Below are 24,645 nucleotides of genomic sequence, written 5' to 3' on the forward strand. Positions count from 1 at the left end.
CGCCCCCGAGCCGTGGGGAGCCGGGCTAGTACCGGTAGTTCTGCTGCTGCTCGAGCCGGTAGGACGCATCCGGGTGGACCGGGGGCGCGTCCGGGGGGACCTGGGCGTTCGGGTGGACCGGAGCGTTCGGGTCGTACGGCTGGTTCAGGTGGTGGGGGTCGTACGGCTGCTGGGGCTGCTGCTCGTAGGGGGCGTACGCCTGCTCACCCTCGCGCTGCTGAGGCACCCAGACGCCGCCGGGCGGGGTGTCCGTGCCGTACTGCGCGGCCGACGGGTCGGCGTAGGGCTGCTGCCGGCCGCCGAAGCTGTCGTAGGCGTCGTGGTTGTCGTGGCCGCCGTAGGAGCCGCCGCCGCTGCCGATGTACGGGTCGGAGTAGGCGGCGTACTGCTGCCGGTCCGCGCCGTTCTCGTCGTACTGCGGGGCGTAGGGGTCGGCGTAGGGCTGCTGCGGGTCGTACGCGCCGTAGGGGGCGTGCGCCGGCGCTTCGGGGTGCTGGGCGGGGGTGTAGATGCCGTACTGGCCGGTCTCGTCGGGCAGGGGCTGCGGCTCGTAGACCGCGTCGCCGTGGGGCGCCTGGCCCTCGTGGTCAGGGGCGAGGGGGGCGGCGGCGTCCGTCTCGCCCGCGCCCTCGTACTGGAGGTCGCTGACCTCCAGGACCGGCTCCGCCGGGCGCGCGCCCTTGCGGGCGGCCCTGCGACGGCGGCTCGCGCCCGGCCTGCCGCCCAGCGCCCAGCCCGTCGAGAAGCCCTTGCGGAAGGAGAGCGTGACGTACGTCTGGCCGACGGCGAAGGTGAGCACGCCCAGGACGATCACGAGGACCGACGACAGCAGGACGCCGAGGACCACGCCGAGGAATCCGGTGAAGGCCAGCAGCCGCCAGCGCAGGCGCGCCTTGTACTGGAGCAGCACCTCCCCCAGCAGCCACAGCGCGACGATCGCGAACGCGATGTAGAGGACCGTCCAGCCCATGTACGCCCCTCTTCTCCTGCCCCGGGTGCGGCTGTCCCCCGACCCGGGTACCGGTTTCCGGCTACGCCTGCTGGTGCAGGCCGAGATTCTCGTAGATTTCGAGCGTCGCCGTGGAGTTGTTGAGGGTAATGAAGTGCAACCCGGGTACGCCATCGGCGAGCAGCCGCGAGCAGAACTCGGTGGCGAACTCGATGCCCATGGAGCGTACAGCGGCCGGGTCGTCCTTGGCCGCCAGCATCCGGTCCCGAAGGGCGTCCGGGAAGACCGCGGTGCTCAGTTGGGGCAGACGCTCCAACTGCTTCACACTGGTCACGGGCATGACCTCGGGGATGATCGGGGTCTCGCAGCCGGCCGCCGCGACCCGGTCGCGCAGCCGTGCGTAGTTCGCCGGCTCGAAGAACATCTGCGTGATGGCGTAATCGGCGCCGGCGCGGCACTTGTCCACGAAGTTGCGGATGTCGGAGTCCCAGTCGGTGGAGCGGGGGTGCATCTCGGGGAAGGCCGCGACGCCGACGCAGAAGTCGCCCGACTCCCGGATGAGCGAGACCAGTTCGGCCGCGTACGTCACACCTTGGGGGTGTTTGACCCACTCGCCCATGGGGTCACCCTTCGGGTCGCCGCGCACCGCGAGGATGTTGCGGATCCCCGCGTCGGCGTACTGGCCCACCGTGTGGCGCAGTTCGGCGATCGAGTGCCCGACGGCGGTGAGGTGGGCGACCGGCGTAAGGGTGGTGTCCTCGGTGATCTGCTGGGTGGCCTCGACGGTTCCGGTACGGGTGGTGCCGCCGGCCCCGTACGTCACGGAGACGAAGTCGGGGGCGACCGCCTCGACCCGGCGCAGCGCGTTCCAGAGGTTCCGCTCACCCTTCTCGGTCTTGGGCGCGTAGAACTCGAAGGAGTAGGTGGTCTCGCCGGTAGCGAGCATGTCGCGCACGGTTCGCGCGCGATCAGTCCTGGTGGAAGCTGTGCCAAGGGCCATACTGGCAGGTTAGCCAGGGGTGGACTGCCCCCCAAGAGAAGAGGGGTAAATTGTCCACATTGTCGGATTACTGTCCACTCCTCGGACAGAAGCCGTTCACGCGCGGCGGCGCGGGCTCCCCTTCCGGACTGCTTCCGGGCGCCGCTTCGGGGGTGCGCTTGGCTATCGGATCCGCTCCCTGACGCGCTTGGCCAGGTCCGCGGCGGCGGCGGCCGGGTCGTCGGCCTCGGTGATCGCCCGTACGACGACGACACGGTCCGCGCCCGCGTCAAGGACCTGCTCCAGGTTGCCCGCGTCGATGCCGCCGATGGCGAACCAGGGCCGGGCGGTGCGGAGCGAGGCGGTGTGGCGCACCAGGTCGAGACCGGGGGCGTGGCGGCCCGGCTTGGTCGGGGTGGGCCAGCACGGGCCGGTGCAGAAGTAGTCGACGCCCGGCTGGGACGCGGCCGCGGCGGCCTCCGCTCCGGCGTGTGTGGAGCGGCCGATCAGCACCGCGTCGCCCAGGATGGCCCGGGCGGCGGGCACCGGCAGGTCGCCCTGGCCCAAGTGCAGCACGTCGGCGCCGATGGCGTGCGCGACGTCGGCCCGGTCGTTCACCGAGAGCAGTTTGCCGTGCCGGCGGCACGCGTCCGCGAACACGGCCAGGTGGTCCAGCTCCTCGGCGGCCTCCATGCCCTTGTCCCGCAGCTGCACGATGTCCACGCCGGACGACAGCACGGCGTCAAGGAACTCGGGCAGGTCGCCCTGGCGCCTGCGCGCGTCGGTGCACAGGTAGAGCCGGGCGTCGGCAAGCTGCTCGCGGGCCGTGGGCATGGAAGGTCCCCCGTTGTGTTCGTCCTCGGCCGGGCCGCGCGGTGTACGGGCCGGCTGGACCGGACCGTACACCGCGGGCTCGCCGGCGTTCGTGGGTGGGCTCGCCCGGCTCAGAGAGCGAGCGCCTGGGCGCGGCGCTTCACCTCCGTGCCGCGGTTCTCGCTGAGGGCCTGCGCGGGGGTGCCGGGCAGGGACGGGTCGGGAGTGAACAGCCACTCCAGCATCTCCTCGTCGGAGAAACCGTCGTCCCTCAGGAGCGTCAGCGTTCCGGTCAGGCCCTTGACCACCTTGTCGTTGTCGATGAAGGCGGCCGGAACTTGCAGGGTCCTGTTCTCACCTCGGCGTACGGCGATGAGCTGGCCCTCCTTGACCAGCTGCCGTACGCGCGTCACCTCCACGTCCAGCATCTCCGCGATGTCGGGGAGGTGCAGCCAGGCGGGGACGAGAGCATCAATCTTTGCGTCAATCTCGGTCACGGGACAAGCGTGCCACCTCCGACTGACACCCGGTACCGGGGTGCCCCCTCGGGTGCGTCCGCGCCCACCCTGTCGGGCACTTCCCACGCCCCTGGCGGGGTCCGCGTGCCGGCCCACATGCGCATGGTCAGCCCGTCCGCCCCTGGCAAGGGGACGATGCCGGCCCGCATCCGCATACCCAGCCCGTCCGGCGATTGAGGACGAGCGCCCTTCAGGCGCGAACGGGGTCTGGGGCGGAGCCCCAGGGACCCTGGCTGCGGACGGTGGTCGCTCCTCGCGCAGTTCCCCGCGCCCCTGACGGGGCTGGTGCCGGCCCACATGCGCATCCTCAGCCCGTCCGCCCCTGGCAAGGGGACGATGCCGGCCCGCATCCGCATGCCCAGCCCGTCCGGCGTTTGAGGACGAGCCGGGGCCCACCCTTGTCGGCCTTACGTGCGGGTCGTGGATTTCAACGGGATGGACGGGTCCGCCACCTTCGCGGGGTCGAGGCGGGCCGCCGACTCGATCAGCTTGCGGCCCTGGGCCAGATCGCGGGGCCGGCCCACCGCGAGGACCGCCACCAGCGCCCCCTCCCGCAGCCAGCACACCGACCACGGCGTGGTCGAGGGGTCGCCCCGGCGGACCAGTTCGTCGGCGGCCCCATGGTGGCCCGCGTACTGGACGAAGCGCCCGAACTGCTCGGACCAGAAGTACGGGACCGGGTCGTAGTCGGACGCGGCCTCGCCCACGATGTCGGCGGCGACCGTGCGCGGCCCCTGGAGCGCGTTGTCCCAGTGGTGGACGAGCAGGCGCTCGCCGAAACGCGCCGAGGGGAACGACACGCAGTCGCCGACCGCGTAGACGTCCGGCAGCGAGGTGCGCAGCCGGGCGTCCGCGGTGATCGCCCCCTCGGGGCCGACCTCGATGCCCGAGCCGGCCAGCCAGCCCGTCGCGGGCCGCGCGCCGATGCCGACGATCACCGCGTCGGCCGCCAGCACCCGCCCGTCGGCCAGCCGCACCTCGCCCGGCCCGATGGACGCGACCCTGGCCCCGGTGAGCAGATCGGCGCCCGCCTCGGCGTACCAGTCGGCCATGGGGGCGGCGACCTCGGCGGGCAGCGCCCCGGCCAGGGGGCGGTCGGCGGCCTCCACGACGGTGACCTCGCACCCCGCCTCACGCGCTGCGGTCGCGAACTCCGCGCCGATCCAGCCCGCGCCCACGACCACGATCCGGTGCCGCTGGTCCAGGACCGGGCGAAGCCGCCGCGCGTCGTCCAGGGTGCGCAGCAGATGCACGCCGGGCACTCCCTTGGTGCCGGGCAGCGTGAGGGGTTCGGCGCCGGTGGCGATGACCAGCGTGTCGTAGCCGACCTCGCCCGCCTCGGTCACCACGCGCCGCTCGGCCGGCCGCACGCCGGTCACCTCGAGGCCCAGGCGCAGGTCCACGCCGAGCGCGTCGAAGTCGACCTCGAAGGCCGAGCCCTCGGACTTGCCGAGCAGGATCGCCTTGGACAACGGCGGCCGGTCGTAGGGCTGATGGGGTTCGGCGCCGATGAGGGTGACGGCTCCGGTGAAGCCCTGTTCGCGCAGGGCCACCGCGGTCTGCACGCCGGCCATGCCCGCGCCGACGACGACCACGTGCCGCGTCTGGGATTGCGTCTGCTGTTCGCTCACCTGATCACCATAAGCAGCTGACTAAACGTCAGGTAGGGGGCGGGCCCCCGGCGCACACCCCCGAGCCGCCCCCCGGGCCCCCCCCGGCCCCCGGACGCTCCCTTACTGCGCGTCGGCGGCTCGGGCTATGGTGGCTGGCGTAAAGCACTCGCGGGAGCCCGGACGGACCGGGCTGAGAGGGAGGCTGGGCGGCCTCCGACCGTACGAACCTGATCCGGGTCATGCCGGCGAAGGGAGGGGCTGGACGCCCATGCGTTCTGCACACAGCAGGTCCACCGACGGACCGGGGCACGGGTCCGACGTCCTCGTGATCGGGGGCGGCATCATCGGCCTCGTCACCGCCTGGCGGGCCGCGCGGCTCGGCCTCGGTGTCGTGCTCGTGGACCCCGAGCCGGGCGGCGGCGCGGCCCAGGTCGCGGCCGGGATGCTCGCCGCCGTCACCGAGCTGCACTACGGCGAGCAGACCCTGCTCGCCCTCAACGTCGAATCCGCCCGGCGCTATCCGGCCTTCGTGGCCGAGCTCGGCGAGGTCACAGGCCTGGACACCGGCTACCGGGCCTGCGGCACCCTGGCCGTGGCGCTCGACCTCGACGACCGCGCCCATCTGCGGGACCTGCACGCGCTCCAGAGCCGCTGCGGCCTGGAGTCGCAGTGGCTGTCGGGGCGCGAGTGCCGCCGCCTCGAACCCCTGCTCGCGCCGGGCGTGCGCGGCGGCCTGCGGGTGGACGGCGACCACCAGATCGACCCGCGCCGCCTGGCCCGGGCGCTGGTCGTGGCCTGCGAGAAGGCCGGCGTACGGTTCGAGCGCGCCTGGGCCCGGCGGCTCACGGTCCTGCGGGGACGGGCGGCCGGGGTGACCCTCGCCGACGGCGCCGAACTCCACGCCGACCAGGTCGTGCTCGCCGCGGGCAGCCTGAGCGGCACCCTCGACGGCGTACCGGAAGAACTGCTTCCGCCGGTACGCCCCGTGAAGGGCCAGGTCCTGCGCCTGACCGTGCCGCCCGCGTACGCGCCCTTCCTGTCCAGGACCGTACGGGCGGTGGTGCGCGGCAGCGACGTCTACCTCGTGCCGCGCGAGAACGGCGAGCTGGTCGTCGGCGCCACCAGCGAGGAGCTGGGCTGGGACACCACCGTCACCGCCGGCGGCGTCTACCAACTCCTGCGCGACGCCCACGAGTTGGTGCCCGGCATCACCGAGCTGCCCCTGACCGAGACCCGGGCGGGCCTTCGCCCCGCCTCCCCCGACAACGCGCCCCTGCTCGGACCGACCGCGCTGCCCGGCCTCGTGCTGGCCACCGGCCACTACCGCAACGGCGTCCTGCTCACCGCCGTCACCGGCGACGTCATGGCGCACGTCCTGACCACCGGTGAACTGCCCGACGAGGCACGCCCCTTCACCCCGCGCCGTTTCACCGGCGCACCTCGGGAGCTGACGACCGCATGACCATCTCCGTCAACGGCGAGCCCCGCCCGCTCGCCCCCGGGACCACCCTCGACGTCCTCGTGGCCACCCTCACCCCGGCCCGCTCGGGCGTCGCCGCCGCCGTCAACGAGACGGTCGTGCCGCGCGGCGCCTGGTCCGCCACCACCCTCGGCGACGGCGACCGCGTCGAGGTCCTGACCGCCGTGCAGGGAGGCTGAGCCATGGCCGACGACGACCTGACCATCGCCGACACCACCTTCGGCTCCCGCCTGATCATGGGCACCGGCGGCGCGCCGAGCCTGGACGTCCTGGAGCGCGCGCTCGCGGTGTCGGGCACCGAACTCACCACGGTCGCCATGCGCCGCCTCGATCCGACCGTACGGGGCTCGGTCCTGTCCGTCCTGGAGCGGCGCGGTATCCGGGTCCTGCCCAACACGGCGGGCTGCTTCACGGCGGGCGAGGCCGTGCTCACCGCGCGCCTGGCCCGCGAAGCGCTCGGCACCCACTGGGTCAAGCTGGAGGTCGTCGCCGACGAGCGCACCCTGCTGCCCGACCCGGTCGAACTGCTCGACGCCGCCGAGGTGTTGGTCGACGACGGGTTCACGGTGCTGCCGTACACCAACGACGATCCGGTCCTCGCCCGCAAGCTGGAGGACGTGGGGTGCGCGGCGATCATGCCGCTCGGCTCGCCCATCGGCTCAGGCCTCGGCATCCGCAATCCGCACAACTTCGAGCTGATCGTGGACCGGGCGAACGTGCCGGTGATCCTCGACGCGGGCGCGGGCACCGCCTCCGACGCGGCGCTCGCGATGGAGCTCGGCTGCGCGGCGGTGATGCTCGCCTCCGCGGTCACCCGGGCCCAGGAGCCGGTCTTGATGGCGGAGGCGATGCGGCACGCGGTGGAGGCGGGCCGGCTCGCCCGCCGCGCGGGCCGCATCCCGCGCCGCCACTTCGCCCAGGCGTCCTCGCCGATGGCGGGCCGGGCCGCGCTCGACCCGGAACGGCCGGCGTTCTGAGCACGGCTGTGAGCACGGCTGTGAGCACGCCGGATCCGCGCGCGGCACGCCGAAACCGCCGCGCGCGGCCCGGTCCGCGTCACAGGTCGGCTTCAGTAAGGGCCCCGGGCCGCCCGCGGCGTCAGGGTGTCCTGGGGCGCTCGTAAACTCTCCCCGTGGACACGACCCTTCATGACCCCCTCGTCGGGCAGGTGCTCGACGGCCGCTACCGCGTCGACGCGCGTATCGCCGTCGGCGGTATGGCCACGGTCTACCGGGCCGTCGACACCCGCCTCGACCGTGTGCTCGCCCTCAAGGTGATGCATCCGGGCCTCGCCGCCGACGCCACCTTCGTGGAGCGCTTCATCCGCGAGGCCAAGTCGGTGGCGCGGCTCGCGCACCCCAACGTGGTCGGCGTCTTCGACCAGGGCGCGCAGGGCCAGTACGTGTATCTCGCCATGGAGTACATCGCCGGCTGCACCCTGCGTGACGTGCTGCGCGAGCGCGGCGCTCTCCAGCCGCGCGCGGCCCTGGACATCCTGGAGCCGGTGCTCGCCGCGCTGGGCGCCGCCCACCGGGCCGGTTTCGTGCACCGGGACATGAAGCCGGAGAACGTGCTGATCGGCGACGACGGCCGGGTCAAGGTCGCCGACTTCGGTCTGGTGCGGGCGGTGGACTCGGTGACCAGCACCACGGGCTCGGTCCTCGGCACCGTCTCCTATCTCGCCCCCGAGCAGATAGAGCACGGCACCGCGGACACCCGCGCCGACGTGTACGCCTGCGGTGTCGTGCTGTACGAAATGCTCACCGGCGCCAAGCCGCACGGCGGGGACACTCCCGCCCAGATCCTCTACGCCCATCTCCACGAGGGGATGCCTGCCCCCTCCGCCGCCGTGCCCGGTCTCGCCGTCGAACTGGACGCGCTGGTCGCATCGGCGACGGCCCGCGACCCCGACGCCCGCCCGCACGACGCCGTGGCCCTGCTGGCGCAGACCCGCGTGGCCCGCGAAGCCCTCGACGACGAGCAGCTTGACGCGGTGCCGCCGGGCTCCCGGAGCACGCCGGGCGGCGCCGGACCCGAGGACCGTACGAGCGTGATCCCGCGCGCCATCGCCGACGAGGAGCCGCTGGCGACCCCGGTGCGCGTGCCGTTGCCCGCCGACGCGGCCGGCCCCGATTCCGTCCACCGCACCAGCCGTCTGATCATGCCGCGCGGCGTCGCCGAGGAGGAGCCGCCGCCGGTGCGCCGCACCTCCCGCGGCCGCTTCGACGGCAGGCGCGGCCTGATCGCCCTGGTGACCGCGCTCCTGGTGGTTCTCGGCGTCGGCGCGGGCGTCTGGTACATCAACTCCGGCCAGTTCACCCGGGTCCCGGCCCTCATCGGGCAGAGCGAGGACGCGGCGAAGCAGAAGCTGTCGGGCGCCGGGCTCGACCTGAAGAAGGTCGACCGGCAGTTCAGCGACACCGTCGAGCGGGGCCAGGTCATCTCGACCGACCCCGCCACGGGCGCCCGCATCCGGGGCAACGGCGCGGTGACGCTGATCGTCTCGCGCGGCCCCGAGACGGCGCAGGTGCCCAAGCTCGACGGGATGCCGCTCGACCGGGCCAAGGACGAGCTGGGCAAGGCCGGGTTCGCGCCCGGCGACACCACGAGCGAGTACAGCGACAGCGTGGCGCGGGGCGCGGTGATCCGTACCGACCCGGCCGCCGGCGTCAAGCGCCACACGGACACCGCCGTCGCGCTCGTCGTCAGCAAGGGCGCGCCCGTGGACATGCCGGGCGTCGTCGGTGACACGGTGGCCGACGCCACCGCCGCGCTCCAGAGCGCCGGGCTCAAGGTCACCGTCGCCCCCGACCAGGTCAATTCGGAGCAGGCGGCGGGCAAGGTGGCCGCGCAGTCGGCGCCCGAGCACGCCCGCCTCACCCAGGGCGACACCGTCACCCTGACCGTGTCCAAGGGGCCCCGGATGGTCACCGTGCCCAAGGTGACCGGCCAGAGCGCGGGAGATGCCCAGAAGGCCCTGGAGGCGGCCGGGTTCAAGGTGAAGGTCGACCGGGGGTTCCCGTTCCTGAGCGACGAGGTCGCCAGTCAGTCCGTCGCCGCCGGCGCCCAGGCCCCCGAGGGCTCCACCGTCACCATCACCACCAAGGGACTGTAGTCACCTCATGCGCAACCCCATCGGCGGCCACGTTCCGGTGGCCGGCGGCCTCGCGACGAACGGGCTCGGCTACGCGCGCGAGATCGGCGCGGAGACCGTGCAGGTCTTCGTGGCCAATCCGCGCGGCTGGGCCACCCCCGCAGGCAACCCGGCCCAGGACGAGCGGTTCAGGGCCGAGTGCGCCGAGGCGTCGCTCCCCGCGTACGTGCACGCCCCGTACCTGATCAACTTCGGCTCCGGCACCGGGGCGACCGTGGAGAGGTCCGTGGAGTCGCTGCGGCATTCGCTGCGCCGGGGCCGCGAGATCGGCGCGCTCGGCGTGGTCGTGCACACCGGCTCGGCGACCGGCGGGCGGCCGCGCTCCGAGGCGCTGGCCCAGGTCCGCGCGCACCTGCTGCCGCTGCTCGACGAGCTGACCCACGACGACGACCCGTTCCTGCTCCTGGAGTCGACCGCGGGCCAGGGTTTCTCGCTCTGCTCGCGCACCTGGGACTTCGGGCCCTATTCCGAGGCCCTTGACCACCACCCCAAGCTGGGCGTCTGCCTGGACACCTGCCACATCTACGCGGCCGGGCACGACCTGGCCGGGCCCGGCGGGATGAAGCAGACCCTCGACCTCCTGGTGGACACCGTGGGCGAGGGCCGCCTGAAGCTGATCCACGCCAATGACTCCAAGGACGTGGTGGGCGCCCACAAGGACCGCCACGAGAACATCGGCACCGGGCACATCGGCGCGGAGCCGTTCCGTGAACTGCTCGCGCATCCCTCGACCGCCGGCGTACCGCTGGTCATCGAGACGCCGGGCGGCAAGGAGGGGCACGCGGCGGACGTGGCCCGGCTCAAGTCGTTGCGGGCGTGAACGCGCGGGCGGCGTACGTCCCGCCGAACGTCGCCTGAAGCTCGGCGCCCTGGAGCTGCGGGCCGTCCTAGAGCTCGGGGCCGTCCCCCGGCTCCTCCTGGTAGGAGTAGCGCTGCTCGCGCCAGGGGTCGCCGACGTTGTGGTAGCCCCGCTCCTCCCAGAATCCCCGGCGGTCGGCCGTCATGTACTCCACACCCCGGACCCACTTGGGGCCCTTCCAGGCGTACAGGTGCGGCACGACCAGGCGCAGCGGGAAGCCGTGTTCGGCGGTGAGCAGGTCGCCGCCGTTGTGGGTGGCGAAGACGGTGCGGTCGGAGAGGAAGTCCGCCAGGCGCAGGTTGGAGCTGAAGCCGTACTCGGCCCAGACCATGACGTGGGTGACCTCGGGTGCGGGCGGGGCGAGTTCGGCGATCGTGCGGGCCATGACCCCGCCCCACTCCGCGCCCAGCATCGAGAACTTGGTGACGCAGTGCAGATCGGCGACCACGCTCTCGAACGGCAGCGCCGAGAACTCCTCGTGGTTCCAGCAGTGCTTGTCACCGTCGGCGGTGGCCCCGAAGACGCGGAACTCCCAGCGCTCGGGCTTGAACTTGGGCACCGGGCCGTAGTGCGTGACCGGCCAGCCGCGCTGGAGGCGCTGGCCCGGCGGAAGCTCCGACTGCGCTGCTCCCTGCCGCTCCCGGCTCTCCGGCTGACCCATGACTCCATGGTGACAGACCCCGAGGGGTGGTGATGACCAGGGACGACTCGATTCGGGCAACTCCTACTAAGCATGTACTTACTGGACGGTCCTGGATCACGGTGCGAGGATGCGCGGAACCTGCCCAGTTACCGCTTGGAAGGAGCCTCCCCGATGCAGGGCGACCCCGAGGTCATCGAATTCCTGAATGAGCAGCTGAGTGCCGAGCTGACGGCGATCAACCAGTACTGGCTGCACAGTGCGATGCAGGCCAACTTCGGCTGGACGAAGCTGGCCAAGTACACGCGTCACGAGTCGATCGACGAGATGAAGCACGCGGAGGTGCTGACCGACCGGATCCTCTTCCTGGACGGTCTGCCCAACTTCCAGCGGCTCTTCCATGTGCGCATCGGGCAGACGGTCACCGAGATGTTCCAGGCGGACCGGCAGATCGAGGTCGAGGCGATCGACCGGCTCAAGCGCGGCGTCGAGGTGATGCGGGCCAAGGGCGACATCACGTCCGCGAACATCTTCGAGTCGATCCTGGCCGACGAGGAGCACCACATCGACTATCTCGACACCCAGCTGGAGCTCGTGGAGAAGCTGGGCGAGGCGCTGTACATCGCGCAGCTCATCGAGCAGCCCGAGAGCTAGCGCGGCAGGCAGCGGGAGCCGGGCGTCAGGCGGCGTCGTCGAGGACGGCGGCCGATTCCGGCGCGGCGAACGTGAGCGCGGGGCGGCCCTGCTCGACCAGCTCCCTGCGGGGGCAGGCGCCGCGTCCGAGCAGCGCCTGGATACGGCGCACGCACGAACCGCAGTCGGTGCCGGCCTTGCAGGCGGAAGCTATCTGGCGGGGTGTGCAGGCACCGCCGTCCACGTGCTTCTTGACCTGCTCCTCGGTGACACCGAAGCAGTTGCATACGTACACGCGGTTCACCTCCCGGGGGCGCTGGGCGCGGGATCCATCCGAAAGCCCGTCCCGATTGATCGGTGAGGCTAACCTAACCTTACCCGGCGCTCCGGGGGCGCGACAGCCCCGGTACACCAGTGGGGCGCGGATCACATGGATCCGCGCCCCACTGCCGTGAACGGCGAAAAACTACTGGTCGCGGTACATCTCGGCGACCAGGAACGCCAGGTCGAGCGACTGGCTGCGATTCAGACGCGGGTCGCAGGCCGTCTCGTAGCGCTGGTGGAGGTCGTCGACGAAGATCTCGTGACCGCCGCCCACGCACTCGGTGACGTCGTCACCGGTGAGCTCGACATGGATGCCGCCCGGGTGGGTGCCGAGCGCCTTGTGGACCTCGAAGAAGCCCTTGACCTCGTCCAGGACGTCGTCGAAGCGGCGCGTCTTGTGGCCCGATGCCGCCTCGAAGGTGTTGCCGTGCATCGGGTCGGTGACCCAGGCGACGACCGCGCCGGAGGCCGTGACCTTCTCGACCAGCTCGGGGAGCTTGTCGCGGACCTTGTCGGCGCCCATGCGCACGACGAAGGTCAGCCGGCCCGGCTCGCGGTCCGCATCGAGGCGGTCCACGTAGGTGAGCGCTTCGTCGACGGAGGTCGAGGGGCCGAGCTTGATGCCGATCGGGTTGCGGATCCTGGCGGCGAACTCGATGTGCGCCCCGTCCAGCTGCCGGGTGCGCTCACCGATCCAGACCATGTGGCCCGAGGTGTCGTACAGCTGCCCCGTGCGCGAGTCGACGCGGGTGAGCGCCGACTCGTAGTCGAGCAGCAGCGCCTCGTGCGAGGCGTAGAACTCCACGGCCTTGAACTCGGCCGGGTCGGTGCCGCAGGCCTTCATGAAGTTCAGCGCGTTGTCGATCTCGCGGGCCAGCTGCTCGTAGCGCTGGCCGGACGGGGAGGACTTCACGAAGTCCTGGTTCCAGGCGTGCACCTGGCGCAGGTCGGCGTAGCCGCCGGTGGTGAAGGCGCGGACCAGGTTGAGCGTGGAGGCGGACGCGTGGTACATCCGCTTCAGGCGCTCGGGGTCGGGCACCCGGTCCTTCTCGGTGAAGGCGAAGCCGTTCACCGAGTCGCCCCGGTAGGTGGGCAGGGTCACACCGTCGCGGGTCTCGGTGCCCTTGGAGCGGGGCTTGGAGTACTGGCCGGCGATGCGGCCGACCTTCACCACGGGCACGGAGGCCGCGTAGGTGAGGACGGCGCTCATCTGGAGGAGGGTCTTCAGCTTGGCCCGGATGTGATCGGCCGACACGGCGTCGAAGGCCTCGGCGCAGTCACCGCCCTGGAGCAGGAACGCCTCGCCCCGGGCGACGGCTCCCAGCCGGGCACGCAGCTGGTCGCACTCGCCCGCGAAGACGAGTGGCGGATACGACTCGAGGTCCGCGATCACATCGCGCAGAGCCTCGGCATCCGGGTACTCGGGCTGCTGCGCCGCGGGAAGGTCACGCCAGGTGTTTACGTTCACGGTCACCGCACCCACATTACGGGGTCCGTCCGGCCGTCCAGCCCGGCGACCACCTAATGAGACACCGGCCGCGCGGACATGACCGGAAGGGCAGGCATGCCGTCCGGGCGGTCCTCGGGCGTGACCGACCATGATCATCCCCTGTTACTGTCACGCCAGTTACTTAATTCCGGACAAAGGCGACCAGGGGTGGGCGTGATCCGAAGCATGACCAGCGGGCAGCGGAAACACAGGAACCGCACGGGCGGGAGGCTCGCGGGGTACGCGGCGGCGGGGGCCCTGGCGCTCACCGCGCTCGGCCCCCAGGCGTTCGCCGCGCCGGACGCCGCGGCCGGGACCCAGGGCGCCGCGGGCACCGGCGCCTCGGCCCTCCAGGACCAATTCGCCCGCGCGGCGAGGGAGTTCAAGGTTCCCCAGAGCGTCCTGATGGCGGTCTCCTACCGCCAGACGCGCTGGGAGGACCACGACGGAGAGCCCAGCACGTCGGGCGCGTACAACGTCATGGGCCTGACCCGGGTGCGGCCCGGCGACGTGGAGCGGCCGAGCGCCGCCGACCGGCTCGCCCATCTCGACCTGAGCGGCGACCCGGCCGTCATGAAGCGGTTCGACGCGCGCCGGGCGCCGCTCGCCGACCCCGCCGTCGACACCACCGACCCCCGGCTGCACACCCTCGAGGAGGCCGCGCGGCTCATCGGCGAGCCGGTGGAGACCGTACGCGCAGACGCCGGGCAGAGCGTCCGGGCGGGCGCGGCCCTGCTCGCCCGCTACCAGCGGGCGGCGACCGGCTCGCTGCCGGCCGATCCCGGCGCCTGGTACCCGGCGGTCGCCCGCTACAGCCAGGCCCCCGATGCCAGGAGCGCCGACGCCTTCGCCGGGCGCGTCTTCGACTCGGTGCGCTCCGGCGAGCGCCGGGTCACCACCGACGGCCAGTCCCTCGCGCTGCCCGCCGACCCCGGCATCGAGCCGGCGAAACCCGCCACGAGGGCGCTCGCGGCGGACCCGGCCCCCGAGTGCCCGGCCGGGCTCACCTGCGACTACCGGCCGGCCGACCCGAACAACTACAACGTGGCGAACCGGCCGCAGGGCGGGTACGACATCCGCCAGATCGTGATCCACGACACCGAGGGCTCCTACGACGGCTCCGTCAAGACCTTCCAGGACCCCAAGAGCTCGGCCAGCACGCACTACCTCGTCAAGGACGACGGCAGCCTGGTCACGCAGGTGGTGGCGACCAAGGACGAGGCCTACCACGCGGGCAACAAGACGGTGAACATGCACGCGCTCGGCATCGAGCACGTGGGCTTCGCCATGAAGCAGGGCAGCTGGTACGGCGAGCCGCTGTACGACGCGTCCGCGACGCTCGTGAAGTACCTGGCCGGCCGGTTCTCCATCCCCCTCGACCGTGAGCACATCATCGGCCACGACGAGGTGCCCGGTCCCCTGGACGGCTACGTCGCCGGGCAGCACTGGGACCCGGGCCCGTTCTGGGACTGGAACCACTACATGTCCCTGCTCGGCGCCGACGACTGCGCGCGCGCCAAGATGCCCGTCGCCGGGCAGGTCGTGAAGGTCGCGCCGCCGTTCGAGGCCGGCACGACGACGACGTACTACGACCCGGCCACCAAGACCCGCACCACCTTCGACCAGCCGGTCAACTTCGGCTATCTGTACGCCGCCCCGTCCACCGACGCCGCCCCGCTGAGCGACCCCTACCTGGGACAGCAGGTCGCCACGGAGGGCCCGAACTGGGCCAACAAGGTCGTCGCGGGCGGCCGGTACGTCGTCGCGGACCGGCAGGGCGACTGGACGGCGATCTGGTACGGCGGCCAGAAGGCCTGGTTCCACAATCCGGGCGGCCGCTACACCTCCGTCGTGGGACGCTCGGCGGCCCCGGTCGTCCTCACGGCCAGGGGCAGCGAGCCGGTGGCGGTCTATGGGCGCTCCTACCCCGAGGACGCCGCCTACGCGGGCACCGGGGTGCCGGTGCAGGGCAGCAACTCCGCGTCCCTGACCAAGTACAGCATCCCGGCCGGCCAGGCCTACGTGGCCGCGGGTGACATGGTCGCGGGCGACTACTACTACGGCGGCACCACGCTCGGCACCCTGGTCAAGGGCGCCCAGACCTTCTACCCGATCCGCTACAACCACCGGATCGCCTGGGTGCGGGCCGCCGACGTCCAGCAGGTCACCTCCGGCCGCTAGGGGGTGTCTGGTACGGTGCCCGGCATGTTCGCGCACTCGACCCGTAACTGGTGGTGGACCGCTCATCCGGCGGCCCACTGATTCCCGCGCGTACCCACAGACGCACGAAGGCCGCCCCGAGGGGCGGCCTTCATTGTTTTCCCGGGCCGCTCCTCCCGCTCACCACCGGAAGGAAGCCGCCACCTCATGCTCATCCAGAGGCTGTTGGAAGAGGACTGCCCGCCGTTCGCGCTGCTGCGCAGACGCACCCCCGGCCGTGACCACGACACTGTGGAGGTACTGATCGGCCCGGTCCACGAGGCCGAGCGCCTGGCCGACCTGCCGGTCGGGGAGCGGCCCGCGCTCGCCCTGGTGCCGTTCCGCCAGATCAGGGAGCGCGGCTTCGACGTACGCGACGACAAGACCCCCCTTGTGGTGCTGGTCGCGGACGAGAGGTACGAACTGCCGCTCGCGGACGTGCTCGCCGCGCTGCCCGCGCACGAGGTCCGAGTCGAAGGCGGCGGCTTCGACGTCGGCGACGAGGAATACGCGAGCACCGTGCGCCGGGTCGTCGACGACGAGATCGGCCGGGGCGAGGGCGCCAACTTCGTCATCCGGCGCACCTTCACGGGCGAGATCCCGGGCTTTTGCCGGGCCGACGCGCTGGCCCTGTTCGGCCGGCTCCTGGCGGGCGAGCGGGGCGCCTACTGGACGTATGTGGTGCACACCGGAGATCAAGAGGGGCCCGAAGGGCCTTCCTCACAAGGGCGGCGGCGGGCGACGGGAGGGCGGACCCTGGTGGGGGCGAGCCCCGAGGTGCATGTGCGGATGTCCGGCGGCACGGTCGTCATGAACCCGATCAGCGGGACCTACCGCTACCCGGCGGGCGGCCCCACCGCCGATGGCCTGCTGGCCTTCCTCGCCGACCGCAAGGAGACCGACGAGCTGTCGATGGTCGTCGACGAAGAGCTCAAGATGATGTGCACGGTCGGCGACATGGGCGGCGTGGTGATCGGGCCCCGCCTGAAGGAGATGGCCCATCTCGCGCACACCGAGTACGAGTTGAGGGGCCGCTCCTCGCTCGATGTGCGCGATGTCCTGCGGGAGACGATGTTCGCGGCGACGGTGACGGGCTCACCGGTGCAGAACGCGTGCCGGGTCATCGAGCGGTACGAGCACGGCGGGCGCGGCTATTACGCGGGCGCGCTCGCGCTGCTCGGCCAGGACGCGGGCGGCAACCAGACGCTCGACTCGCCCATCCTGATCCGCACGGCGGACATCGCGGCTTCGGGCCGTCTGCGGGTGCCCGTCGGCGCCACCCTCGTACGGCACTCGGACCCGGCGGGCGAGGTCGCCGAGACACACGCCAAGGCGGCGGGCGTCCTCGCGGCGCTCGGCGTGCGGCCCGCCCGTCCCGCCGCCGAGCCCGGGCAGGCACGCCTGGCCGACGATCCCCGGGTGCGGGCCGCGCTGGACGGGCGACGGGCCGGCCTCGCGCCGTTCTGGCTGCGGATGCAGGACCGTCCGCAGGCGCCGGCCGGCTCGGCGCTCGTGGTGGACGGCGAGGACACCTTCACCGCGATGCTCGCGCACATGCTGCGCTCGCTCGGCCTGGACGTGGCGGTGCTGCGCTACGACGCGCCCGGGCTGCGCGAACGGGTGCGGGGCCACGAGGGTCCGCTGGTGCTCGGCCCGGGGCCCGGCGACCCGCTGGACGCGGATGATCCCAAGATGCGCCTGCTTCGCCCGCTCGCGGCCGAACTGCTGCGCTCGCACCGGCACGGGCTGCTCGGGGTGTGCCTCGGCCATGAGCTGATCGCGGCGGAACTCGGCCTGGAGATCGTGCGCAAGCAGGAGCCGCACCAGGGGGCGCAGGCGGTGATCGACCTGTTCGGGCGCGAGGAGACAGTTGGCTTCTACAACAGCTTCGCGGCGCGCTGCGAGGTGGCGCCCTTGGGCGTGGAGGTGTCGCTCGACCCGGTGACGAGGGAGGTGCACGCGCTGCGGGGCCCCGGGTACGCGGGGATCCAGTTCCACCCGGAGTCGGTGCTGACGCTGCGCGGGCCCGAGGTGGTCCGCGAGCTGCTGGCCGGGGTGACGGTGGGCTGACCTCGGCCCCGGGGCGCGGGGCGGCCGGGGCGGGGCGGCCGGGGTGGGGCGGACATCGACGGTGTCCGGCCAGGGCCCGGCCGCGCCCTGGCCGTTCAACCGAAGAAGACGCCCACCTCGGCGTAGAGCGCGGGGTCCACGGTCTTCAGCTTCGAGGTGGCCTCCGCGATCGGCACCCGGACGATGTCCGTGCCGCGCAGCGCCACCATCGAGCCGAAGGCGCCGTCGCGCACCGCGTCGATGGCGTGCAGACCGAAGCGGGTCGCGAGCCACCGGTCGAACGCGCTCGGGGTGCCGCCGCGCTGGACATGGCCAAGCACGGTGGTCCTGGCCTCCTTGCCGGTGCGCTTCTCGATCTCCTTGGCCAGCCACTCGCCGACACCGGAGAGGCGTACGTGGCCGAAGGAGTCGAGTGTGCCGTCCTTGAGCACCAGCTCGCCGTCCTTGGGCATGGCGCCCTCGGCGATGACGACGATGGGGGCGTAGGAGGCCTTGAAGCGGGACGTGATCCAGCCGCAGACCTGGTCGATGTCGAAGCGCTGCTCGGGGATGAGGATGACGTTGGCGCCGCCGGCCAGGCCCGAGTGCAGGGCGATCCAGCCCGCGTGCCGGCCCATGACCTCGACGACGAGGACGCGCATGTGCGACTCCGCCGTGGTGTGCAGCCGGTCGATGGCCTCGGTCGCGATGCCCACGGCGGTGTCGAAGCCGAAGGTGTAGTCGGTGGCGGAGAGGTCGTTGTCGATCGTCTTGGGCACGCCGACGCAGGGGATGCCGTACTCGTCGCTCAGGCGGGCCGCGACGCCCAGGGTGTCCTCACCGCCGATCGCGATCACCGCGTCGATCTCGTACTTGGCGAGGTTCTCCTTGATGCGGCGCACGCCGTTCTCGGCCTTGAGGGGGTTGGTGCGCGAGGAGCCGAGGATGGTGCCGCCGCGCGGCAGGATGCCGCGCACCGCCGGGATGTCGAGGGGGACGGTGACGCCCTCCAGCGGGCCGCGCCAGCCGTCCTTGAACCCGGTGAACTCGTATCCGTACTCCTGCACACCCTTGCGGACGATGCCCCGGATGACGGCGTTGAGTCCGGGGCAGTCACCGCCTCCGGTCAGTACTCCGACCCGCATGGAATGGTCCCTTCACCTGGGAGTGACGTACGCGGTCCACGCTAGTGGTGACGTACGTCACTCCGGGATGGGGTGAAAGGTCAATTCACGGGACAATCACGGGAGTTGACGCCCCGTCGTTCACCCGTACGAGGGATGGTCCTCGGCCTTGGCCGCGCAGCCTCAGCCGACGCTGTCGAGGCCGCGTTCTATCGCGTACCGCACGAGCTCCACCCTGTTGTGCAGCTGGAGCTTGCCCAGGGTGTTCTGGACGTGGTTCTGCACCGTGCGGTGCGAGATGACCAGGCGCTCGGCGATCTGCTTGTAGCTCAGGCCCTTGGCGACCAGGCGCAGCACCTCGGTCTCGCGCTCGGTGAGCTGGGGAGCCTTGGGCTCGTCGGGGGTCGCGGGCGCCGGGTCGCTCGCGAGCCTGCGGTACTCGCCGAGGACCAGGCCGGCCAGGCCGGGCGTGAACACCGGGTCGCCGACGGCCGTGCGGCGCACGGCGTCGGTCAGCTCCTCGGCGCTCGCCGACTTCAGGAGGTAGCCGAGCGCGCCGGACTTCACCGCCTCCAGGACGTCGGCGTGCTCGGCCGACGCCGAAAGGACCAGGACCCGCAGCGCCGGGTTGGCGGCGACCAGCTCCTTGCAGACCTGGGCGCCGGGCATGCCCGGCAGGTTGAGGTCGAGGACCAGGACGTCGGGCGCCACGGCCTGGGCCCTGCGCACCGCCTGCGGTCCGTCGCCCGCCGTGGCCACCACGTCGAAGCCGGCGGCCGCGAGGTCACGGGCGACCGCGTCGCGCCACATCGGGTGGTCGTCGACCACCATCACCCGTACCGTCGCGTCCGCCCGCGCCGTCTGCTGCTCCGTCATCCGTGCCGTCCTGCCTTCCCCCGAGGGACCTTCAGTTCCACTTCCGTACCCTGGCCCGGCACGGAGATCAGCTCCGCCGTGCCGCCCAGGTCGCGCAGCCGGCCCCGGATCGAGAGGGCGACGCCCATGCGCCCCTCCCCCTCGGCCTTCTCCAGCCGGCCCGCCGGGATGCCGGGCCCGTCGTCCCGCACCGTCACGATCACTTCGTCCCCCCAGTCCTCCACCAGGATCCAGGCCCGGGCCGCCTCGCCCGCGTGCCTGCGGACATTGTCCAGGGCGGCACTGACAGCGGCCGCGAGCTCCCGCGCGGCGGCGGGCGCCAGCAGCACCGGAGCGCCCGGTTCCGCGAAGGAGACCCGCGATCCCGCGTGCGGGGCGAGCAGCGAGCGCAGATCGACGGTGCCGGCACCGTACAACTGGGCGCGTTCATCGGGCTCGTCGGGGACCTCCACCACGCGTACGACAGCGCCGTTGGCCGCGTCCTCGGAGGCCCGGCTCGTGGCCACCATGCCGCTGGAGACCAGGGTGCGCAGGGCGACCTCCTGCTCGCCCGCCATCCGGCCGAGCTCCGCTGCCTCGCCGCCGAGCGCGCTGCCTCTGCGCTGCACCATGGCGAGCACCTGGAGCACGCTGTCGTGGATGTCGCGGGCCAGGCGCTCGCGTTCGCGCGTGGCCGCCTCGATCTCCAGAGCGCGCGCGAGCGTGGCCTCACTGGCCCGGGCCACCTCGACGATGTAGCCGATCGCGATGGAGGCGATCCACACCAGGAGCACGTTGTGGAAGGTGTCCCGGGTGGGGTGGGCGCGCTCCACGATGTTGGCGACGGCCACCAGGGAGGAGGCGAACGCGGCCCAGCGCCAGCCGCCCTTGATCGCACAGGCGAGCACCGCGCCGGCCGCCGCTATCGACGGCAGCGTCGGGCCGTCGATGTGCTGGGCGTCCAGGTCGGCGAGCGGGGTCAGCAGGATGCCGGCGAGGACGACGGTGAGGTCGATGGCCAGAAAGCGCTTGGTGCAGGCGGCCGCGCCCGCCACCCTGGGCAGCGTCGCGGCGTTCCACAGGGTGAGCACCGCGAGGTAGCCGATGCCGACCCAGGGCCGTTCGAACTTCGCGTACCCGTTGGCGAAGAGCGCCAGGGCGTAGAGGGTGGTGAGCACCCGGTAGCCCGTCAGGGCACGCCACAGCGGCAGCTCCACCGACATGCGTACGACTCGTTCGCGCTTCGCCATCTCCCCCACCCCGCGCCCGCCCCCTGGAAGAACGCGGCTAGTCGCCCGGTCGTTCCGCCCGCTTGGCCTGCTCGGCCTCGCGGGCCCTCTCCGCCTTCTCGACGGCCTTCTGCTCGTCGGCGACCCGCTTGGCCTCGTCCGCGATCTGCCGCTTGGCCGCGGTCGCGTAGATGTCGACGTACTCCTGGCCGGAGAGCTTCATGATCTCGTACATGACCTCGTCGGTCACCGACCGCAGGATGAAGCGGTCGCCCTCCATGCCCTGGTAACGGCTGAAGTCGAGCGGCTTGCCGATCCTGATGCCGGGTCGCATCAGCTTGGGGACGACCTTGCCGGGCGGCTGGATCTTCTCGGTGTCGATCATGGCGACCGGGATGACGGGGGCGCCGGTGGCCAGCGCGACCCGGGCGAGGCCGCCCGGCTTGCCCCGGTAGAGGCGGCCGTCGGGCGAGCGGGTGCCCTCGGGGTAGATGCCGAAGAGGCCGCCGCTCTTGATCACGTCGATGCCGGCCTTGATCGCGGCCTCACCGGCGCCGCGCGCGCCCGAGCGGTCCACCGGGAGCTGGCCGACGCCCTTGAAGAAGGCGGCCGTCAGCTTGCCCTTGACTCCGGGTGAGGTGAAGTACTCGGCCTTGGCGATGAAGGTCACTTTCCGGTCGAGTACGGCCGGCAGGAAGAAGGAGTCCGAGAACGAGAGGTGATTGCTCGCGAGGATGGCCGGGCCCTCGGCGGGGATGTTCTCCAGGCCCTCCACCCACGGCCTGAAGGCGAGCTTCAGTGAGCCGCCGATGGAGAACTTCATTGCGCCGTAGATCACTCGGATGCCTTCCTGTGCTTGTCGAACAGACCTTAACCCGTGCGGGGGCCGCCCTCCCCGCGTGACGGCTCTGGTCGGTGTCAGTCCGGTCGCGTACCGTGAAGTACGACTCCCCCGCAACACCCCTCGCCCCCGCTCATGAACAGGAGACCCCTGGTGCCGGTCCTCCCTGGAGCCGAGCCGTTCCGCCACGAGGGCGGAGAGGTCGGCGTCCTCCTCTGTCACGGTTTCACCGGTTCCCCGCAGTCGCTGCGCCCCTGGGCCGATCACCTCGCGGAGCGCGGTTTCACCGTCTCGCTGCCGCTCCTGCCCGGCCACGGCACGCGCTGGCAGGACATGCAGCTCACCGGCTGGCAGGACTGGTACGCGGAGGTGGACCGCGCCCTGTGCGAGCTCCTTGAGCGCTGCTCCCGGGTCTTCGTCTTCGGCCTCTCGATGGGCGGCGCGCTCGCGCTGCGCCTCGCCGCCAAGCACGGCGACGCGGTGGCGGGCCTCGTGCTCGTCAACCCGGGCAACAAGGTGCACGGTCTGGCCGCCCACGCGCTGCCGGTGGTGCGCCACCTCGTGCCCTCCACCAAGGGCATCGCGAGCGACATCGCCAAGGAGGGCTCCCGGGAGATCGGCTACGACCGGGTGCCGCTGCACGCGGCGCACTCCCTGCGCACCTTCTTCACGCTGGTCGACGGTGAACTGCCGCAGGTCACGCAGCCGTTGGTGATCCTGCACAGCCCGCAGGACCATGTGGTGCCGCCCGCCGACACGGCGCGGATCCTCAGCCGGGTCTCCTCCACGGACGTCAAGGAGATCCTGCTGGAACAGAGCTACCACGTGGCGACGTTGGACCATGACGCGGAGCGGATCTTCGAAGAGAGCCTTGCCTTCATCGGCCGCCTCGCTCCTGGGGTCGGGACGAAGGGGAGCACGAGCGGTGGCTGAGCACGACGCGGACCGCGAGCCGCAGCCGATCGACGAAGAGGCTGCGTGGGCGGCGATCGTGGCGGGGTACGGCGAGGAGCCGGCCGACCCGCCGGGTAGCAGACCGTTCAGATCCGTGGAGGATCTGGCGCTGATCGAGGAAGAGCCGGACGGGCGGGGTACGTCGGGTGCGGCGGGCGCGGCGGGCGTGGTGCCGGGCGCGCCCGGCGCGCCGGACGCGGCTGGGGACGAGGGTGGCGCGGCCAAGACCGAGGAGTCCGAGAAGGACCGGGACAAGGGGCCGGACACGGGGCCCGACAAGGGGCTGGGCAAGCCCCCGCTCGGCAAGCCGGCGCTGGGCAGCTCGGTGGTGTTCGCGCCGGGCGTGCGCGGGCCGCGTGACTTCTCGCCCGCCGAGCCGTCGGGCGGTGCCCGGGACGACGCGGACGGCTCGGACGAGGGCCACTTCGTGCCGCCGGAGCCACCGCCGCTGCCGGAGGCCGACGCGACGGCGAAGTTCGCGTGGCTCGGCGTGGTGGGCGGCCCGCTACTGCTCGTCCTGGCGGCGGTGTTCGCCTGGGACATGACGTGGTGGCTCACGGCGCTGGGGGTGGGCGGGTTCTTGGGTGGCATCGCGACGTTGTTCGCGCGGATGCGGCCGGATGACGAGGATGACGACGACCCGGGTCGTGGCGCGGTCGTCTGAAACCCCGCCGGGCCGGCGCGTGGGCCGGGTTGCGCGGGGTGGGTCGGCGCGGGCCCGGTCGCACGGCCCGGGTTGCCGTTCGCAGTTCCCCGCGCCCTGACTACTTGGCGCGGGCCAGCGTCGGCATCCCCAGCCTGCCCAGCGTTTGAGGGCGAGGCCGTTCAGGCCGATCGGGAACCCCGGCTGCGGGCCGTGGGTGGCTGGGCGCGCAGGTCCCCGCGCCCCTGACCACACGGCGCGGCAACTCCAGCCTGCCCGGCGATTGAGGGCGAGCGCGTTCAGCGCGAACGGGGACCCGGGCGAAGCCCCAGGGACCCCGGCTGCGGGCCCTGCGTGGCTGGGCGCGCAGGTCCCCGCGCCCCTTGACTACACGGCGCGGGCCGGCATCGGCATCCCCAGCCCGTCCGGCGATTGAGGACGAGGGCCCTTCAGGCCCGAACGGGGTCCGGGGCGAAGCCCCAGGGGGCCCGGGTCCGCATGGGCGTGGCGACTCACCGGGTCGGGACGCGGAGGGTGGCCAGGACGGGTAGGTGGTCCGTCGCGGCCAGGAGGTCGTCCCGCCGCGTCAAGGACAACGGCACTCCGCAGGCCAGCACTTCGATCCCCGCCGTGACGAAGACCGCGTCGATACGCTGGTGCGGATCACCCGGCGTGGAGGTGAACTCCCCACCCCACGGGGCGACTTCCCAGCAGTCCCGCAGCGTCCCGGCGATCCGGGCGAAGGCCCGCCCGCCGGGACGTTCGTTGAGGTCGCCACCCGCGACCGCGTGGTCCACCCCCATCGCGGCGAGCTTGTCGAGCAGCGCGCCCGCCTGCCCGTACCGCTCGGCCTCCTGGAGGCTGAGATGCGCGCTCAGGACGCCGATCCTGGCGCCCCCGATCCGTACCACGGCGGTCGCGAAACCACGCCGGTGCAGCCCTGGCGTGAGCGGAAGCAGCACGTCCTCGGTGCGTTCCACGGTGGCCCGCAGGGAGCAGAGCAGCATCGGGCCCGCGGCCGTGGCCCCGCCGCCAAGGATCACCAGATCGGTCGCCGCCGCGAGGCGCGCCGCGGCCTTGCGCCAGCGGAAGAAGCGCGGCGCCTCCTGGATGAGGACCAGATCGGGTTCGCAGGCCCGGATCACCCGGGCGAGCGCCGCGTTGTCGTCGCGCATCGAGCGGATGTTGTAGCTGAGGACGCGGACCACGGCCGCGCCGTTCTCCGTCGCGGACGCGGGCAGTTCGCCGCCGGGGGTCGTCATGGTCCACAACGTATGACAGCGCCCGCCGGTCCGGACAG

24 protein-coding genes and 1 riboswitch are annotated in these 24,645 nt (G+C 72.4%); of the genes, 11 read left to right on the plus strand and 13 right to left on the minus strand.

What is annotated here, in order from left to right:
• Window positions 1-25: 25 nt before the first annotated feature.
• The 5 genes from ABR738_RS11295 to ABR738_RS11315 form a co-directional block, all read right to left on the minus strand.
• Window positions 26-970, minus strand: coding sequence for a hypothetical protein (locus tag ABR738_RS11295; RefSeq protein WP_350229834.1), 945 nt, complete (start codon window positions 968-970; stop codon window positions 26-28).
• Between the two features lie 61 nt (window positions 971-1,031).
• The gene (metF, locus tag ABR738_RS11300; protein WP_350229835.1) at window positions 1,032-1,949 is read right to left on the minus strand and encodes a methylenetetrahydrofolate reductase [NAD(P)H]; all 918 of its coding nucleotides are present in this window, start codon (window positions 1,947-1,949) and stop codon (window positions 1,032-1,034) included.
• Window positions 1,950-2,111: 162 nt separating this feature from the next.
• The gene (thiE, locus tag ABR738_RS11305; protein ID WP_350229836.1) at window positions 2,112-2,762 is read right to left on the minus strand and encodes a thiamine phosphate synthase; all 651 of its coding nucleotides are present in this window, start codon (window positions 2,760-2,762) and stop codon (window positions 2,112-2,114) included.
• A gap of 110 nt (window positions 2,763-2,872) precedes the next feature.
• Window positions 2,873-3,238 carry an Rv2175c family DNA-binding protein gene (locus tag ABR738_RS11310; protein WP_350229837.1) on the minus strand — a complete coding sequence of 122 codons (366 nt, stop codon included), beginning with the start codon at window positions 3,236-3,238 and terminating at the stop codon, window positions 2,873-2,875.
• Between the two features lie 428 nt (window positions 3,239-3,666).
• A complete protein-coding gene (locus ABR738_RS11315) occupies window positions 3,667-4,890 on the minus strand; it encodes an NAD(P)/FAD-dependent oxidoreductase (protein ID WP_350229838.1) in 1,224 nt (407 codons plus the stop codon).
• Between the two features lie 140 nt (window positions 4,891-5,030).
• Window positions 5,031-5,143, plus strand: a riboswitch (TPP riboswitch).
• Between ABR738_RS11315 and thiO the strand changes: the two genes are divergently transcribed.
• The 5 genes from thiO (at window position 5,141) to ABR738_RS11340 (ending at window position 10,326) form a co-directional block, all read left to right on the plus strand.
• Window positions 5,141-6,334: a glycine oxidase ThiO gene (gene thiO, locus ABR738_RS11320; protein WP_350229839.1), complete on the plus strand. Its 1,194-nt coding sequence runs from the start codon at window positions 5,141-5,143 to the stop codon at window positions 6,332-6,334. It overlaps the preceding riboswitch by 3 nt.
• Window positions 6,331-6,531 (plus strand): sulfur carrier protein ThiS, encoded by a 201-nt coding sequence (thiS, locus tag ABR738_RS11325; RefSeq protein ID WP_350229840.1) that lies wholly within the window; start codon window positions 6,331-6,333, stop codon window positions 6,529-6,531. Before thiO ends, thiS begins: the two co-directional genes overlap by 4 nt.
• A gap of 3 nt (window positions 6,532-6,534) precedes the next feature.
• A complete protein-coding gene (locus tag ABR738_RS11330) occupies window positions 6,535-7,329 on the plus strand; it encodes a thiazole synthase (protein ID WP_350229841.1) in 795 nt (264 codons plus the stop codon).
• 155 nt (window positions 7,330-7,484) lie between these two features.
• Entirely contained in the window at window positions 7,485-9,467 is a 1,983-nt protein-coding gene (gene pknB, locus ABR738_RS11335) for a Stk1 family PASTA domain-containing Ser/Thr kinase (RefSeq protein ID WP_350229842.1), read from the plus strand.
• A 7-nt stretch (window positions 9,468-9,474) separates the two neighbouring features.
• Window positions 9,475-10,326 carry a deoxyribonuclease IV gene (locus tag ABR738_RS11340; RefSeq protein ID WP_350229843.1) on the plus strand — a complete coding sequence of 284 codons (852 nt, stop codon included), beginning with the start codon at window positions 9,475-9,477 and terminating at the stop codon, window positions 10,324-10,326.
• 67 nt (window positions 10,327-10,393) lie between these two features.
• Here the strand turns inward: ABR738_RS11340 and ABR738_RS11345 are convergent, their stop codons facing one another.
• Entirely contained in the window at window positions 10,394-11,026 is a 633-nt protein-coding gene (locus ABR738_RS11345; RefSeq protein WP_350229844.1) for a sulfite oxidase-like oxidoreductase, read from the minus strand.
• A 153-nt stretch (window positions 11,027-11,179) separates the two neighbouring features.
• On the opposite strand from ABR738_RS11345, the gene bfr reads away from it, so the two are divergent.
• Entirely contained in the window at window positions 11,180-11,659 is a 480-nt protein-coding gene (bfr, locus tag ABR738_RS11350; RefSeq protein WP_350229846.1) for a bacterioferritin, read from the plus strand.
• Between the two features lie 25 nt (window positions 11,660-11,684).
• Here the strand turns inward: bfr and ABR738_RS11355 are convergent, their stop codons facing one another.
• Window positions 11,685-11,942, minus strand: a complete 258-nt coding sequence (locus ABR738_RS11355; RefSeq protein ID WP_350229847.1) for a (2Fe-2S)-binding protein — start codon at window positions 11,940-11,942, stop codon at window positions 11,685-11,687.
• 162 nt (window positions 11,943-12,104) lie between these two features.
• Window positions 12,105-13,445, minus strand: coding sequence for a class II 3-deoxy-7-phosphoheptulonate synthase (locus tag ABR738_RS11360; protein ID WP_350229848.1), 1,341 nt, complete (start codon window positions 13,443-13,445; stop codon window positions 12,105-12,107).
• 192 nt (window positions 13,446-13,637) lie between these two features.
• Between ABR738_RS11360 and ABR738_RS11365 the strand changes: the two genes are divergently transcribed.
• The 3 genes from ABR738_RS11365 (at window position 13,638) to ABR738_RS11375 (ending at window position 17,720) form a co-directional block, all read left to right on the plus strand.
• Complete coding sequence (locus tag ABR738_RS11365) at window positions 13,638-15,632, plus strand: N-acetylmuramoyl-L-alanine amidase (protein WP_350229849.1); 1,995 nt, start codon at window positions 13,638-13,640, stop codon at window positions 15,630-15,632.
• A gap of 24 nt (window positions 15,633-15,656) precedes the next feature.
• On the plus strand, window positions 15,657-15,713 hold the full coding sequence (locus ABR738_RS11370; protein ID WP_073735655.1) for a trp operon leader peptide: 57 nt from the start codon (window positions 15,657-15,659) through the stop codon (window positions 15,711-15,713).
• Window positions 15,714-15,818: 105 nt separating this feature from the next.
• Window positions 15,819-17,720, plus strand: a complete 1,902-nt coding sequence (locus ABR738_RS11375) for an anthranilate synthase family protein (RefSeq protein ID WP_350229850.1) — start codon at window positions 15,819-15,821, stop codon at window positions 17,718-17,720.
• 95 nt (window positions 17,721-17,815) lie between these two features.
• Here the strand turns inward: ABR738_RS11375 and ABR738_RS11380 are convergent, their stop codons facing one another.
• The 4 genes from ABR738_RS11380 to ABR738_RS11395 form a co-directional block, all read right to left on the minus strand.
• Complete coding sequence (locus ABR738_RS11380) at window positions 17,816-18,844, minus strand: 6-phosphofructokinase (RefSeq protein ID WP_350229851.1); 1,029 nt, start codon at window positions 18,842-18,844, stop codon at window positions 17,816-17,818.
• A 162-nt stretch (window positions 18,845-19,006) separates the two neighbouring features.
• Window positions 19,007-19,699 (minus strand): response regulator, encoded by a 693-nt coding sequence (locus ABR738_RS11385; protein WP_350229852.1) that lies wholly within the window; start codon window positions 19,697-19,699, stop codon window positions 19,007-19,009.
• A complete protein-coding gene (gene macS / locus ABR738_RS11390) occupies window positions 19,696-20,928 on the minus strand; it encodes a MacS family sensor histidine kinase (protein ID WP_350229853.1) in 1,233 nt (410 codons plus the stop codon). Before macS ends, ABR738_RS11385 begins: the two co-directional genes overlap by 4 nt.
• A 37-nt stretch (window positions 20,929-20,965) precedes the next feature.
• On the minus strand, window positions 20,966-21,745 hold the full coding sequence (locus tag ABR738_RS11395; protein WP_350229854.1) for a lysophospholipid acyltransferase family protein: 780 nt from the start codon (window positions 21,743-21,745) through the stop codon (window positions 20,966-20,968).
• Between the two features lie 156 nt (window positions 21,746-21,901).
• Here ABR738_RS11395 and ABR738_RS11400 point away from each other — a divergent pair, with 156 nt between their 5' ends.
• Entirely contained in the window at window positions 21,902-22,681 is a 780-nt protein-coding gene (locus ABR738_RS11400; RefSeq protein ID WP_350229855.1) for an alpha/beta hydrolase, read from the plus strand.
• Window positions 22,674-23,366, plus strand: a complete 693-nt coding sequence (locus ABR738_RS11405) for a hypothetical protein (protein ID WP_350229856.1) — start codon at window positions 22,674-22,676, stop codon at window positions 23,364-23,366. The genes ABR738_RS11400 and ABR738_RS11405 overlap by 8 nt, the downstream gene beginning before the upstream one ends.
• Window positions 23,367-23,857: 491 nt before the next feature.
• On the opposite strand, the gene ABR738_RS11410 is transcribed toward ABR738_RS11405, so the two are convergent.
• Window positions 23,858-24,607 (minus strand): endonuclease/exonuclease/phosphatase family protein, encoded by a 750-nt coding sequence (locus ABR738_RS11410; RefSeq protein ID WP_350229857.1) that lies wholly within the window; start codon window positions 24,605-24,607, stop codon window positions 23,858-23,860.
• Window positions 24,608-24,645 lie beyond the last annotated feature (38 nt).

Origin of the sequence: Streptomyces sp. Edi4 (genome assembly GCF_040253615.1) — a bacterium.
Taxonomy (GTDB): Bacteria; Actinomycetota; Actinomycetes; order Streptomycetales; family Streptomycetaceae; genus Streptomyces.